The sequence below is a fragment of the Streptomyces sp. NPDC044571 genome, from assembly GCF_040647115.1.
GTDB lineage: Bacteria > Actinomycetota > Actinomycetes > Streptomycetales > Streptomycetaceae > Streptomyces.
Genome location: NZ_JBEZBN010000029.1, coordinates 74,512 through 88,330, shown reverse-complemented (window position 1 = coordinate 88,330; position 13,819 = coordinate 74,512). Strand labels below are relative to the sequence as shown.

Annotated in this window: 14 protein-coding genes and 1 pseudogene; 10 read left to right on the top strand and 5 right to left on the bottom strand. The window is 70.9% G+C overall.

All coding sequences use genetic code 11. The annotated features are described in order from the left end of the window. Positions 1–82: 82 nt before the first annotated feature. On the bottom strand, positions 83–1,270 hold the full coding sequence (locus AB0B01_RS17845; protein WP_361719329.1) for a hypothetical protein: 1,188 nt from the start codon (positions 1,268–1,270) through the stop codon (positions 83–85). A 106-nt stretch (positions 1,271–1,376) separates the two neighbouring features. Further along, positions 1,377–1,891: pseudogene (locus tag AB0B01_RS17840) on the bottom strand (HAD domain-containing protein). 83 nt (positions 1,892–1,974) lie between these two features. Here AB0B01_RS17840 and AB0B01_RS17835 point away from each other — a divergent pair. From AB0B01_RS17835 to AB0B01_RS17825, 3 genes are all read left to right on the top strand, one after another. After that, a complete protein-coding gene (locus AB0B01_RS17835; RefSeq protein WP_361719326.1) occupies positions 1,975–2,526 on the top strand; it encodes a helix-turn-helix domain-containing protein in 552 nt (183 codons plus the stop codon). Then, positions 2,523–4,067 carry an MFS transporter gene (locus AB0B01_RS17830; protein WP_361719323.1) on the top strand — a complete coding sequence of 515 codons (1,545 nt, stop codon included), beginning with the start codon at positions 2,523–2,525 and terminating at the stop codon, positions 4,065–4,067. Before AB0B01_RS17835 ends, AB0B01_RS17830 begins: the two co-directional genes overlap by 4 nt. A gap of 65 nt (positions 4,068–4,132) precedes the next feature. Beyond that, entirely contained in the window at positions 4,133–5,608 is a 1,476-nt protein-coding gene (locus AB0B01_RS17825) for a membrane-associated oxidoreductase (RefSeq protein WP_361719320.1), read from the top strand. Positions 5,609–5,624: 16 nt separating this feature from the next. Here the strand turns inward: AB0B01_RS17825 and AB0B01_RS17820 are convergent, their stop codons facing one another. Continuing rightward, complete coding sequence (locus tag AB0B01_RS17820; protein ID WP_361719317.1) at positions 5,625–6,386, bottom strand: lysophospholipid acyltransferase family protein; 762 nt, start codon at positions 6,384–6,386, stop codon at positions 5,625–5,627. Between the two features lie 137 nt (positions 6,387–6,523). On the opposite strand from AB0B01_RS17820, the gene AB0B01_RS17815 reads away from it, so the two are divergent. From AB0B01_RS17815 to AB0B01_RS17805, 3 genes are all read left to right on the top strand, one after another. Next, positions 6,524–7,708: a glycerophosphodiester phosphodiesterase gene (locus AB0B01_RS17815; RefSeq protein ID WP_361719314.1), complete on the top strand. Its 1,185-nt coding sequence runs from the start codon at positions 6,524–6,526 to the stop codon at positions 7,706–7,708. Between the two features lie 125 nt (positions 7,709–7,833). Further along, entirely contained in the window at positions 7,834–8,334 is a 501-nt protein-coding gene (locus AB0B01_RS17810; RefSeq protein WP_361719311.1) for a sigma-70 family RNA polymerase sigma factor, read from the top strand. A gap of 37 nt (positions 8,335–8,371) precedes the next feature. After that, positions 8,372–8,878, top strand: coding sequence for a GNAT family N-acetyltransferase (locus tag AB0B01_RS17805; RefSeq protein WP_361719308.1), 507 nt, complete (start codon positions 8,372–8,374; stop codon positions 8,876–8,878). Here the strand turns inward: AB0B01_RS17805 and AB0B01_RS17800 are convergent. After that, a complete protein-coding gene (locus tag AB0B01_RS17800) occupies positions 8,868–9,242 on the bottom strand; it encodes a hypothetical protein (protein ID WP_361719335.1) in 375 nt (124 codons plus the stop codon). The genes AB0B01_RS17805 and AB0B01_RS17800 overlap by 11 nt on opposite strands. A gap of 79 nt (positions 9,243–9,321) precedes the next feature. Then, positions 9,322–9,690 carry a hypothetical protein gene (locus AB0B01_RS17795; RefSeq protein ID WP_361719305.1) on the bottom strand — a complete coding sequence of 123 codons (369 nt, stop codon included), beginning with the start codon at positions 9,688–9,690 and terminating at the stop codon, positions 9,322–9,324. 562 nt (positions 9,691–10,252) lie between these two features. On the opposite strand from AB0B01_RS17795, the gene AB0B01_RS17790 reads away from it, so the two are divergent. From AB0B01_RS17790 to AB0B01_RS17775, 4 genes are all read left to right on the top strand, one after another. After that, entirely contained in the window at positions 10,253–11,308 is a 1,056-nt protein-coding gene (locus tag AB0B01_RS17790; RefSeq protein ID WP_361719302.1) for an ATP-binding cassette domain-containing protein, read from the top strand. After that, positions 11,305–11,973, top strand: coding sequence for a methionine ABC transporter permease (locus AB0B01_RS17785; RefSeq protein ID WP_361719299.1), 669 nt, complete (start codon positions 11,305–11,307; stop codon positions 11,971–11,973). Before AB0B01_RS17790 ends, AB0B01_RS17785 begins: the two co-directional genes overlap by 4 nt. Before the next feature lie 122 nt (positions 11,974–12,095). Then, positions 12,096–12,956 (top strand): MetQ/NlpA family ABC transporter substrate-binding protein, encoded by an 861-nt coding sequence (locus AB0B01_RS17780; protein WP_361719296.1) that lies wholly within the window; start codon positions 12,096–12,098, stop codon positions 12,954–12,956. A gap of 154 nt (positions 12,957–13,110) precedes the next feature. Continuing rightward, positions 13,111–13,803 (top strand): GNAT family N-acetyltransferase, encoded by a 693-nt coding sequence (locus tag AB0B01_RS17775; RefSeq protein ID WP_361719294.1) that lies wholly within the window; start codon positions 13,111–13,113, stop codon positions 13,801–13,803. Positions 13,804–13,819 lie beyond the last annotated feature (16 nt).

The window sequence follows — 13,819 nt, the reverse complement described above, 5'->3', positions numbered from 1 at the left end:
CGTGTGCTATTCCGTTCTGTGCTCCGGCCGCCCCTCCGTCGTGTCCGCGCCCGGGTCCACACCCGCGCCCGCTCACGCGCGCTCAGCGCACCGGGTGCTCCGGCTCGTAGTTGGTCAGGACGCAGCCCTCCACCTGGGCCTTCTCCAGCCGGTACCCGGTGGGGGCCGAGAAGCCGGGCACGCAGTTCAGGTACAGGAACTGGAGCTGGTACAGGACGAACCGGGCGGAGGCGTTGTTGGTTTCCACGGCGACGTTCTCGCCGACGAGCAGCTTGCTGGCGGTCGCCCTCAGCCTGCCGTCGTCCTTCAGGTCGGCCTGCTGGGCGGTCTTCGCCTTCGTCTGGAGCTTCTTCATGTCGCCGACGGTGTCGAGCCAGCTGAGGTCGTGGGCGCGCCGCTCACCCGCCGGCTGGCCGCACAGCGCCCGCCCGGTCACGCCCCAGTCCAGTGCGTTGCCCTTGACCACCGGCTGGTAGTCGATGGACTCGATCGCCACCGCCTCGGGGTCGGTGGAGAAGTGCTCCTTGCAGGCCAGGGGGCTGTTGTTCACGAGCGTGCGGAGCTCGGCGATGCTACCCGCGCGCGCAAGCCCGAGGCTGCCGGTGGCCGGCTGGCCGGGCTTGCCGTCCGGGCCTTCCTGCGGGGTCTCGAAGTTCGGGCTGCCCTTGCCGTCCTTGGCGGAGACGAAGTCGGTGAGGCCGCAGCCCTCCACGAGCGGCTTCTCGTACTTGTACCCGTCGGGCGTCCTCCCGCTCGGGTTGCAGACGAGGACGCGCATCTCGGATCGCACCAGGGCCATGGAGGTCTTCGGCAGGGTGGGGAAGGCGACGAAGCCCTTGCCGATGAGGACGTTGCTGAAGAGCCCGTACGCCCCGTCGCCACCGGCGATCTTGTCCATGACGTACTGCTTGTAGCCCGCCTGGAACTCCTTCATGTCCTTGGGGACGGCGATGACGATGTCGCTCTTGTCGGCGGTGGTGCTGCAGACGCCGATCTCCTTCACCGACCACTGCCCGACCTTCGGGAAGTCGCCGCTCGGGATCCTCGGGTCGTCGGCGTTCGAGCTCAGGTTCTCGCAGCCCGCCCATTCGCGCATGTACTGCTGCGCCTTGACGAGCGGGTCGTCGCCGGCGGCCTCGGCCGCTCCGGTGGAGGTGGTGGCGGCGGGTGTGCCCGGTGGTGCTGCTTGGCCGTCGCCTCCCTTGCATGCGGGCAGCACGGCGAGGCAGGTGAGGGCGGCGGTCGTGGCGAGGATCCGCTGGATGCGCATGGGTCGCTTTCGTCGGACGGAGGATCGCAGGGTGGCATGCGCATGCTATGGCGGCGGGACGAGCATGATCAAAACCGCCGCCCCTCACCGCACCCCTGCGCGCCCCTCACGCCGCCCAGTCGGCCAGCGTGTCGAAGTCGCTGCGCGTGAGCCCCACTTGCTCGTCGATGCGCAGTAACAGCGCCCGTACCGGGTGGCGTTGGTCAACGTACTCCCGGTCCATGGCGGTGATGTCGTCGTCGATCCACGCGAACTCCCGCTCGCCCGCGTACTCCAGGATGTACTGCGTCTTCCAGAAGGTGCCGCGCGGGGCGCGCCCGTGCATCTGCGGCAGTCGATGTACGGCAGCCGCGGTAGGCCCAGGTGCGGGGCGATCCAGTCGTTCGCCTCTCCCTTCCAGGTCGTCGCCCACACCAGCTCGTAGGTGTCCGCCAGCGCGAGCAGGTCCGCCCCGTGGTCGGGGTTCAGCCACACGCGCAGCGGCTTGCGGCTCTCGGCCTCGGTCCAGCCGGTGGGGCGCATGCGGTGGGTGGTGTAGCCCTCGGGGCGGCGCCGGGGCTGGGCCGCGTAGGGGTTCAGCGGGCCGTCCACGTCGATCAGGAGCAGCGGCTTCGGCGTCATGTACACAGCATTCCTCTCAGGGGGCCCACGGGCACCCGAAATAAAATGAGACATGCGCGTCTCATTCGGTGTAGCGTTGTCTCATGGCCATGGATCGTGATCAGGTGCTCCGCGCCGCCGCCGCACTGCTCTCCCGCAAGTCGACCGCCACCATGGACGAGGTCGCCAGGGCCGCCGGCATCGGCCGCGCGACCCTCCACCGGCACTTCGCCGGACGCGACGCCCTCGTACGGGCCCTGGAAGACCTCGGCATCCGCGAGTTCGAGGTGGCCTTCGACAACGCCCGCCTGCACGAGGGGACCGCCGTCGAGGCCCTGAGACGGCTCGTCGCCGAAGCCGAGCCCAACGCCCAGCTGCTCGCCTTCCTCGTCACCGAGAACCAGCTCTTCGAGGGCGACCAGATCAACGAGGGCTGGTCCCGACTCGACGCCCGCGTCGGCGCCCTCTTCCGGCGCGGCCAAGAGGAGGGCGACATCCGGATCGACCTGAGCCCCGCCTGGCTCACCGAGGCCCTCTACGGCCTCATCGGCACCTGCGCCTGGGCCGTGATGGACGGCCGGGTCGCCGCGAAGGACTTCCAGTACATGATCACCGAGCTGCTGCTCGGTGGCGCACGACGGAGCGTGGAGAAATGAGCCGTACCGAACAGCTGAGCCGCCGGAAGGGGGAGCAGGAGAGGAGCCGCGGGCGCTGGCCGGCCCTCTCGGTGCTCGTCCTCGCCGTCCTGCTGGTCGCGGTGGACGCCACCGTACTCGGTCTCGCCACGCCCTCCCTCAGCGAGGACCTGCGCCCCTCGGGCGCCCAGCTGCTGTGGATCGGCGACATCTACTCCTTCGTCATCGCCGGTCTGCTCGTCTCCATGGGCTCCCTCGGCGACCGCATCGGCCGCAAGAAACTGCTGCTCGCCGGCGCCACCGCCTTCGGCGCCGTCTCCGTCCTCAACGCCTGCGCCACCAGCCCGGAGATGATGATCGCGGCCCGCGCCCTGCTCGGCGTGGCCGGCGCGACCCTGATGCCGTCCACCCTCGCGCTGATCCGGAACATATTCCACGACCCCCGGGAGCGCAGTCTCGCCATCGGCATCTGGGGCGCCACCGCCTCCGCGGGCGCGGCCGTCGGCCCGGTCGTGGGCGGAGCCCTGCTCCAGCACTTCTACTGGGGCTCGGTCTTCCTCATCAACCTCCCCGTGATGCTCGTACTGGTCCTCGTCGGCATCAAGCTGCTCCCCGAGTCCAAGAACCCCGTCTCCGGTCCCTGGGACCTGCCCAGCGTCGGACTGTCCCTCGTCGGTGTCATCGGTGTCGTCTACGCCGTCAAGGAAGCCGCCATCCACGGCGTGACCTGGCAGATCGGCGCCGCCGCCGGCCTGGGCGCCGCCGCGCTCGTCCTCTTCGTGCGGCGGCAGTTCCGACTGGCCTCGCCGCTGCTCGACATGCGGCTCTTCCGGCACCGCGGCTTCTCCGGAGCCGTCCTCGCCGATCTCCTCACCGTCTTCGGCCTGTCGGGCCTGGTCTTCTTCCTCTCCCAGTTCCTCCAGCTCGTCCAGGGCCGCCAGCCGCTGGAGGCCGGGCTCGCCGAACTGCCCGCCGCCGTCGGCGCGGTGGCCACGGGCCTGGTGGCGGGCCGGTACGCCCGAAGGTTCTCGGTCCGGTCGATCGTCGCCGGCGGCCTCGGCGCGAGCGGGCTCGCCCTGGGCGTCCTCACCCTGATCCACCAGGACAGCGGCTACCCGCTGCTCGGCGCGGCCCTGCTCGTCGTCGGCCTCGGCGCCGGATTCTCCTTCACGGTCACCGCCGATGTCATCCTCTCCAGCGTGCCCAAGGAGCAGGCCGGTTCGGCCTCCGCCGTCTCCGAGACGGCGTACGAGCTCGGCGCCGCCCTCGGCATCGCCCTGCTCGGCTCCATCGTCACCGGCGTGTACCAGGGCTTCACCGCCCCGGCGTCCGTTCCCGCGCCGATCGCCGCCGCCGCGCACGAGTCGCTCGGCGGCGCCGTCGAAGCGGCGGCTTCGGTGGACCCGGGGACCGCGCAGGCCATGGTGCACGCAGCCCAGGGGGCCTTCGTGGACGGCCTCCGCCTCGCCTCCGGCGTGGGAGCGGTCATCCTCCTGGCCACCGCCGTCGCGGCCTGGTTCCTGCTCAAGGGGCAGGCACTCCAGGACGGCGCGGAGCACTGACCGCCAAAGTCCCCTGGTCGGTGCAGAGTTGACAACGCGTTGAAACGCGGGACACCATCCCGGCGATGGAGATCAACGATCTGACACCGGCCGAGCGCCGCGTCTGGGAGGCGTACCCGCACGGTGAGGGCGTCGACTTCCGTGAAGGGCCCGGTGAGGATGCGGCGGACGGAGCCTCCTGGGGTTCCGAGCGCACCATCCGCGCCCACGTGATCCGGGCACTGCTGGTCAACAGCCCGACGGTGCCCGGCCAGGTCGCAGGTCTCAAGGTCAAGGGAGCGCGGATCAGCGGAAAGCTCGACCTCAAGTACGCCGAGATAGACGCCCCGATGCGGATGCGCGGCTGCTGGTTCGAGCACAAACCGAGCCTGTACGGAGCCCGGTTACGCGCCCTCGTCCTCACCGAATCGGTCCTGCCCGGCCTCACCGCCGCCACCCTGCGCGTCGAGGTCGTGCTCCGGATGACGAGCTGCCGGTTCACCGGGCCCGTCCGCCTGGCGGGGGCGCGGATATCCGGCGGCCTCTTCCTCCAGCACGCGGTCCTGAGCACCACCGGCCGGCACGCCGAGGCGGGCGAGGCGCCGCTCCAGCTGAACCACGCCGCCATCGGAACCGACATCATCGCCATGGGCCTGACGGTCCACGGCCAAACCCGCATCAACGGCGCGGTCGTCGGCGGGCAGGTCAACCTCGACGACGCCCGCCTCCTCGCCCCCGGCGGCACCGCCCTGCATGCCGAGAACCTGACGGTCGGAACGGACCTGCGGGCGATGCGCCTGGACGCCCGGGGCAGGGTCAACCTCACCGGCTCCCGCATTCCGGGCCAGCTGAACCTCGCGCACGCGCGCCTGGCCAACCCGGCCGGCACCGCCCTGCGCGCCTCCAGCTGCGCCATAGGCGAGGTGTGGCTGCGTGCCTGCGACACCGTGCAAGGCGATGTGAACCTGCGCCGCTCCACCTTCGACCTGCTGCACATCGACCCCGGGACGTGGCCCGCGCGGATCCGTGTGGACGGCCTGACCTACCGCACCCTCGCCCCGCACCTCCCCGCCGAGCAGCGGCTGCCCGCACTGGAGCGGGAGGAGTCGGGCTACCTCCCGTACGCCTACGAACAGCTCGCCACCGCGTACCGGACGGCCGGCGACGAGGCGGCCGCCCGGACGGTACAGCTCGCGAAGCTGCGGCGGCACCGGCGCACCCGGCCGCGGCACGCCAGGCTCTGGGGGTTGCTCCAGGACGCCACCGTGGGCTACGGGTTCCGGCCCCTGCGCGCCGCCGGCTGGCTGGCGGCGCTGCTGGTGACGGGCACGATCGCGTACGGGCTCCAGCCGCCGCGGCCGCTCAAGCAGGGGGAGGCGCCCGACTTCAACCCGGCCTTCTACACGATCGACCTGATGCTGCCGATCATCGGCTTCGGGCAGGAGCAGGCCTTCGCGCCGAGCGGCTGGTACCAGTGGCTGTCGTACCTGCTGATCGTGACCGGCTGGGTCCTCGCCACGACGACCGCGGCGGGCGTCAGCCGGTCACTGCAACGGCAGTAGCGCGGGCGGGTGCGCCCTACGCGGCCTTCGCCTTGGTGGCGTACATGTCCACGTACTCCTGGCCCGACAGCCGCATGACCTCGGCCATCACGGAGTCGGTCACGGCGCGCAGCACGTAGCGGTCGCGGTCCATGCCCTCGTAGCGCGAGAACTCCATCGCCTCGCCGAAGCGGATGGTGACCCGGCCGGGACGGGGCATGCCCTTGCCGCCGGGCTGGAGCTTGTCGGTGCCGATCACCGCGAACGGGACCACGGGGGCGCCGGTCATCAGCGTCAGGCGGGCGATGCCGGTCCGGCCGCGGTACAGCCGGCCGTCGGGGGAGCGGGTGCCCTCGGGGTAGATCCCGAAGATCTTGCCCTCTTCCAGGATCCGGCGGCCGGTCATCAGGGCGGCGACGCCGCCGTTGGCCCCGTCCCGGTCGACCGGGATCATTCCGGAGCCGGTGAAGAACCAGGCCATGGCGCGACCCTTGATCCCCTTGCCCGTCACGTACTCGTCCTTGCCGATGAAGTGGACCGTGCGGTCGCACACCAGCGGCAGGATCATCGAGTCGATGAAGGTGAGGTGGTTGCCCGCCAGAATCACCGGCCCGGTCCCCGGGATGTTCTCGATGCCCTCCACACGGGTGCGGAACATCATGCGCATGACCGGTCCGACAGTGGCCTTGATGAGCGCGGTACGGAACAACGTGAGCCCTCCGGCATCGAAAACGGCTTCGCGCGACACGGCGGTCGCGCAGGTGAGGACGATACTCGCGGGTCCGGGCTGATCGCACATCGGGTTCACACATCGGATACGGAGTGTTGACGCGTGTTTGCGCCATGTTCCACCCGTACGCACCCCTCGGCCACCGGCCACTGCCTACGATCGCGACGCCGAATGCGCCGATTCGAGACAACAGAGGAGTGGCACTCATGACACAGGGTGGGGCAGCGCGGCGTACGGTCCTGGGGGCGGCCGTCCTGGCGGCGGGCGGAGCCGTGGCCGGACTCCCGGCGGGATCCGCGGCAGCGGTGCAGCAGGCCGGGGCAGCGCAGGCGGCGCAGGAGGCGGGGGAGGGCCGCGGCGGCTACCGGGACCTCCCCGTCCCGCTGGTCATCGGCCACCGGGGGGCCTGCGGCTACCGGCCCGAGCACACCCTCGGATCCTACGAACTCGCCCTCGACCTCGGCGCCGACGTCGTCGAACAGGACCTGGTGCCCACCCGCGACGGCCATCTGGTGTGCCGGCACGAGAACGAGATCGGCGGCACCACCGATGTGGCCGATCACCCGGAGTTCGCCTCCCGGCGCACCACCAAGTCGGTCGACGGGGTCCCGGTCACCGGCTGGTTCACCGAGGACTTCACGCTCGCCGAGCTGAAGACCCTGCGGGCGAAGGAACGTATCCCCGCCGTCCGCCAGCGCAACACCCTCTACGACGGCCGGTGGGACGTGCCCACCTTCGAGGAGGTCCTCCGCTGGGCCGACCGGGAGGGCAGGCGGCGCGGCCGGCGCGTCTGGCTGCACGTCGAGACCAAGCACCCCACCTACTTCCGCTCCCTCGGCCTCGGCCTGGAGGAGCCCCTCGCCGCGCTGCTGCGCCGCTACGGCCGCGACGGACGCAACGCCCCCCTCTTCCTCCAGTCCTTCGAGCCCTCCAGCATCCAGCGCCTGTCCCGGCTGGTCTCCGCTCCCCGCGTGGTGCTGCTGTCCGCAGCCGGCACCCGCCCCTGGGACTTCGAGGTGGCCAAGGACCCCCGTACGGTCGCGGACCTGGTCAAGCCCGAGGGGCTGCGGTGGATCGCCGGGTTCGCGCAGGGCATCGGCCCGACCATGGACCTGATCCTGCCCCGGGACGCGGAAGGCCGGCTCGGGGCTCCGACGACCCTGGTCAAGGACGCCCACGCCCAGGGGCTGGTGCTGCACCCCTACACCGCGCGCAACGAGAACACCTTCCTGCCCGCGGAGTACCGCAAGGGCACCGACCCGGCGGCCTACGGGGACGCATTCGGCGCCTTCCGGGCCTACTTCACCCAGGGCATCGACGGCATCTTCACCGACAACGCCGACACGGGACTGCTCGCCGCCGAGGCCTTCCGCCCCGGCCGGGGCCGCTAGGGCGCGTGCCCGGCCCCGCCGGTTCCGCTGCCGACCGGGCGTCAACACACAAGCGGAATGGCGCGTACGGGTGGGCTGCGCCCGGTGGGGAAACCGCCGGGCGGGGGCCGCGCGTCCCGCCCGGCATGGACCTGCTGAAGCAACTGGGCCCCCTGCTCTCCGCGGAGGCGGCCGCGGAGGCCCCGGCCGCCGGAGTGGACGCCGCCGACCTGGAACAAGCCGTCTGGGTGAGGCTGCTGGAACGCGGCCCCGCCCCCGCCGAGCCGGCTCGCTGGCTGCGCCGGGCGGTACGCGCCGAGGCCCGCCTCGCCCGCCGCCGGGCCCGCCGGGAGATCCCCTACGGCTGTCGGCCCGGGAGCGCCGGCGCCGCGGAGCCGGAAGCGGCGCTGCTGCACGGGGAGGAGAACCGGGCCCTCCGATCGGCGGTCGCCCGATTGCCCGGACGGTGTCCGGAGCTGATGAGGGCACTTCTTTCGCCCAGAGACCTCACTTACCGTGAAATCGCAGGAGAGTTGGGTATCTCACAAGGAAGTTTGGGACCCGTCCGTTCCCGTTGCCTGGGATGTCTGCGCAGAATGCTGGCTGCAGAGGTTGCGGCTCCTGGCCTACGGGGAAGGGAGCGGTAGACCGACGGGCTACCAGGTGAGCGGGAGGCATGCGCACATGGGCATGAGCGTGACCATTTCGGCGGCAGCTGCCGAGGACACTGAGCAGATCCTCAAACTGCAGTACCTGGCGTTCCAGCGCGAGGCCGAGCTGTACGGCAACTACCGCATCCAGCCGCTCACCCAGACCCTGGACTCCCTCAAGGCGGAGCTGGCGACCGACACGGTGCTGGTCGCCCGGCTCGGCGACGAAGTCGTCGGCACCGTACGCGGCAACGTGGACGAGGACGGCACGGGCAGGATCGCCAAGCTCTGCGTGCACCCGCGCCTGCAGGGCCACGGGCTCGGCGCCCGGCTGCTGAGCGCCGTCGAGGAGGCCCTCGCCGGCCACGGCGGCCCCACCCGGTTCCGTCTGCACACCGGTCACAAGAGCGAGTCGAACCTGCGCCTCTACCGCAAGGCGGGCTACGTCCAGGTCGGCGGTCGCACCGCCTCGGACGGCGTGCGGCTGGTGATCCTGGAGAAGGACGCCCCGCACGCCACCGACTTCGCGGTCAGCGCCTGACGCGCAGCCAGAGCATCCCGGTGATCGGCAGGATCACCGGGATGAACAGGTAGCCCATCCCGAAGCCGGACCACACGGTCGAATCGGGGAACGCCTCGGGACGCACCAGCGTCCAGGTGCCGACGGCCAGGACGCCGGTCAGCTCGGCGGCGCAGCAGATCCGCGCCGCCTTGCGGGCCGTCTCCCCGCCGCGCACCAGCGAGTACGTGATGAAGGCGTACACCAGCGCGGCCAGGCCGGAGAGCGCGTACGGGAGCGGAGCCTGGTCGAACTCCGTGGAGATCTGGTAGGCGGAGCGCGAGACGGCGCCGACCGCGATCACCCCGTAGAGCCAGACCAGCAGCAGTCCCGGTCCGGAGACCAGCCGAGCGCGCCGGGCGGGTGCCTCCTGCGCCCCGGGCTGCGCTGCGGGCTGCGCCTCGGACGCCGCGGTGTCGGGAGTGTCAGGCACCGGGGGTCCCCCAGATGTCGTAAAGCCGTACTTCGAGCACGGCGAGGACGACCGCACCCGCGGCCACCGTCACCGAACCCCACTTGGTGCGCTCCGTCAGCGAGAGCAACCCGGCCGCCGGCACCGCCGCGAAGGCGCCCACCAGATAGGCCACGAAGATCACCGAGCCCTCGTCGGGCTTCTCGCCCTGCGCCAGCTTCACCAGCCCCACCACCAGTTGGACCAGGACCAGCAGGGTCACCACGCCCATGCCGATGAAGTGCCAGTCCTTGGTCGGCTGGTCGCGCAGGGCGGCGAAACCGCACCAGGCGGCAAGGGCGAGTGCGGCCACACCGAGGGCGGCCGTCAGGGCGTCGAGCATGCAGCGAGGGTATTACGGGGGCGAAAGCCCCGGTGCGCCCACCCCGGGGCGGTCGTGGTCTTGACCACAGCGCAGCCCCGCCGCGGTGCGCGGCGGGGCCGGGGCCGTGCCGCAAGCCGGGCCGGCGCCCCGCAGGTCAGCCCCCCGCGGGAGCCCTCAGCCGGGCCTTCGGGGCCCTTCGACGGTGTCCGGTATGCGGCCGGAATGCGTCCGCTATCCGGACAGCTTTGATCGGTGACGGGATACGTCTGCTTTACTGGGGCCCATGACCACGACGAGCAGCCGCACCCTTGCGACCGAGGCGACGATGACGCCCGGTGCTCGTTGTATGTGTCGAATGTGCGCCTTCTGAGGGCCCCCTCCCCGAGCCTCGCGCCCCGAAGCGAGGCAGGCCGAGCCCGTCCGCCCCACCACTGCCGAGCAGTACGGACCGGAACGCTCCTGCCCCCGCGCACGCGTCGGAACCACCGCCATGCCCCGGTTCGACCCGTATCGCGTCCCCAGATGTTTGCCCCGTGCCCGGCACCCGCTGCGCCGCGCACTCGACAGCGACGGAAATCCTGTGATCACCACATCGGGCCTCACGAAGGTCTACCAGTCCCGTGGCCGTGAGGTCACCGCCCTGGACGGCGTCGATCTGCACGTCCGCGAGGGCGAGGTCTACGGAGTCATCGGCCAGAGCGGCGCCGGCAAGTCCTCCCTCATCCGCTGCGTGAACCTGCTGGAACGCCCCACCACCGGAACCGTGACCGTCGACGGGGCCGACCTGACGGCCCTGGCCGGCCGCGGCCGGCGGGCCGGAAGGGAACTGCGCGAGGCCCGCAGCCGGATCGGCATGGTCTTCCAGCACTTCAACCTGCTGTCCTCGCGCACCGTCCAGGGCAACATCGAACTGCCCCTGGAGATCCTCGGCGTCTCCGGTCGCGAGCGCTCCCGCAAGGCCCTCGAACTCCTCGACCTCGTCGGCCTCGCCGACAAGGCCAGGGCCTACCCCGGCCAGCTCTCCGGCGGCCAGAAGCAACGCGTCGGCATCGCCCGCGCCCTCGCCGGCGACCCCAAGGTGCTGCTCTCCGACGAGGCCACCAGCGCCCTGGACCCCGAGACCACCCGCTCGATCCTCCAGCTGCTGCGCGACCTCAACCGGCAGCTCGGCCTGACCGTCCTGCTCATCACGCACGAGATGGACGTCGTCAAGACGATCTGCGACTCGGCCGCCCTGATGAAGCGGGGCCGGATCGTCGAGTCCGGCACCGTCGCCGAACTCCTCGCCACCCCCGGCTCCGAGCTCGCCGGTGAACTCTTCCCCGTCAGCGGCGCCGCCACCGGCCCCGACCGCACGGTCGTCGACGTCACCTTCCACGGCGAAGCCGCCACCCAGCCGGTGATCTCGCAGCTGTCGCGGACCTACAACATCGACATCTCGATCCTCGGCGCCGCGATGGACACCGTCGCGGGCCGCCAGATCGGCCGCATGCGCATCGAACTCCCCGGCCGCTACGAGGACAACGTCGTCCCCGTGGGCTTCCTGCGCGAGCAGGGCCTCCAGGTCGACATCGTCGACGAGGACACCGACATCGACTCCGAGATCGCCGCACTCGTCAAGGAAGGTGCCAAGTGACCTGGTCCGAGATGCAGCCCCTGCTCACCCAGGGCACGTACGACACCCTTTACATGGTGCTGTGGTCCACCCTGGTGACCGTCCTCGGCGGACTGCCCCTGGGCATCCTGCTGGTCCTCACCGACAAGGGCGGCCTCCTGCAGAACCAGCCGGTCAACAAGGTGCTCGGCGTCATCGTGAACATAGGCCGCTCGCTGCCGTTCATCATCCTGCTGATCTTCCTGATTCCGGTCACCACCGCCGTCGTCGGCACCTTCATCGGCCCCACTGCCATGATCGTCCCGCTGGCCATCGGAGCCATCCCCTTCTTCGCCCGGCTCGTCGAGACGGCCGTCCGCGAGGTGGACCACGGCCTGGTCGAAGCCGTCGAGTCCATGGGCGGCGGCATCCCCACCCTGGTCGGCAAGGTGCTCCTGCCGCAGGCCCTGCCCTCCCTCGTCGCCGCCGTCACCACCACCGTGATCACCCTGGTCGGATACTCCGCCATGGCCGGCGCGGTCGGCGGCGAAGGCCTCGGCTCCAAGGCCATCACCTACGGCTTCCAGCGCTTCGAGACCGGCTTCATGGTCGCCACCGTCGTCGTCCTCATCGCCGTCGTCACGGTGATCCAGCTGATCGGCGACGGCGCGGTCCGCCTCCTCGCCCGGCGCGGCAGGACGGCCTGAGCCCCCGGGCTCCCCAGACCCTCTCCACCCGGAAAGAAGGCCCGCACTTGTCGTGCTTGGGCCACCACCCGCAAGACCCGCGTGAGACCCACGCACTTGCACCGCAATGAAAGGCACTCTTCGTGCGCAAGAACCTCAAGCTCACCGCCCTCGCCGCCGCCACCGCCGCGCTCTCCCTCGGCCTCACCGCCTGCGGCAGCTCCTCGGACCCGGCCGCCAAGGCCGACGGCGGCACGGCCGACGCGAGCAAGCCGCTCCTGATCGCGGCCTCCCCGAGCCCCCACGCCGATGTCCTGAACTTCGTCAAGGACAAGCTCGCGGCCAAGGAAGGCCTCAAGCTGGAGGTCAAGGAGTTCACGGACTACGTCCTGCCCAACACCGCCACCGAGCAGGGCCAGGTCGACGGCAACTACTTCCAGCACAAGCCGTACCTCGACGACTTCAACAAGAAGAACGGCACCCACATCGTGCCCGTCGTGAACGTGCACCTGGAGCCCCTCGGCCTGTACTCCAAGAAGGTCAAGGCCCTCACCGACCTCAAGCCCGGCCAGACCGTCGCCGTCCCCAACGACACCACCAACGAGGGCCGCGCCCTCCAGCTGCTCGCCGCGAACAACGTGATCACCCTCAAGGAAGGCGTCGGCACCAGCGCCAAGCTGTCCGACATCACCGACAAGAAGGGCCTGGAGTTCAAGGAGCTGGAGGCCGCCACCGTCCCGCGCGCCCTCAACGACGTGGACGCGGCCGTCATCAACGGCAACTACGCCATCGAGGCGCACCTCGCGCCCGCCAAGGACGCGCTGGTCCTGGAGAAGGCCGAGAACAACCCGTACGCCAACTTCCTCGCGGTCAAGGCCGGCAACGAGAAGGACCCGCGGATCGAGAAGCTCGCCAAGCTCCTGAACTCCGACGAGGTCAAGAAGTTCATCGAGGAGAAGTACCAGGGCTCGGTCACCCCCGCCTTCGGCGCCCCCAAGGCCTGATCACCGCCCCCGTCCGGCCCCGCACGCCCACGCCGGCGTGCGGGGCCGCACGCTGCCCGCTTCCGGGCAACCCGGCCATGCACATCCCCCGGCGCATGCTGCATGCTGTGCCTACGACCCGCACAAACGGTCCAGCAACAGCATGGAGCTGCGCATGACTACCACCTTCCCGGACGTCACCATCAGCACGGACCGGCTGGTGCTGCGCCCCTTCGACGGGGAGGACGTCACCGCGCTCACCGAGATGATGAACGACGAGCACGTCGTCGCCTGGACCTCGGCGCCCCACCCCTACACCGTCGCCGACGCCCGGGCCTGGGCCACCCGGCAGTCCCACGCCGAGCGCACCGAGGGCCGCGGCATCGTCTTCGCCGTCGCCGAGTTCCTCACCCAGCGCCTGGTCGGCATTGTCCACCTCCAGAACACCAACTGGCGCACCCGCACCACCGAGGTCGGCTACGTCACCGCCCCCTGGGCCCGCGGCGAGGGCTACGCCAGCGAGTCCGTCCTCGCCGTCGCCCAGTGGCTGTTCCGGGACCAGGGGTTCGAACGCCTCGAACTGCGCACCGCGGCCGACAACACCGCCTCCCAGCAGGTGGCCCAGAAGATCGGTTGCATCAGCGAAGGCGTCCTGCGCAACGCATGGATAGTGCGCACGCAGACCGCCGACGGCTCCTGGAGCGACACCCGCACCGACCTCATCGTCTGGAGCCTGGTCCCCGAGGACCTGGAGGACGCCGACGGCTACCGGGACCACGAGGGCTACGAAGGCCGCGAGGGCTACGGATACGAGCTCGGACGGCCCACCGGCGCGAACGGGTACGCCGTCGGCGCCGACTGGAACTGACCCGATGACCAGGTAG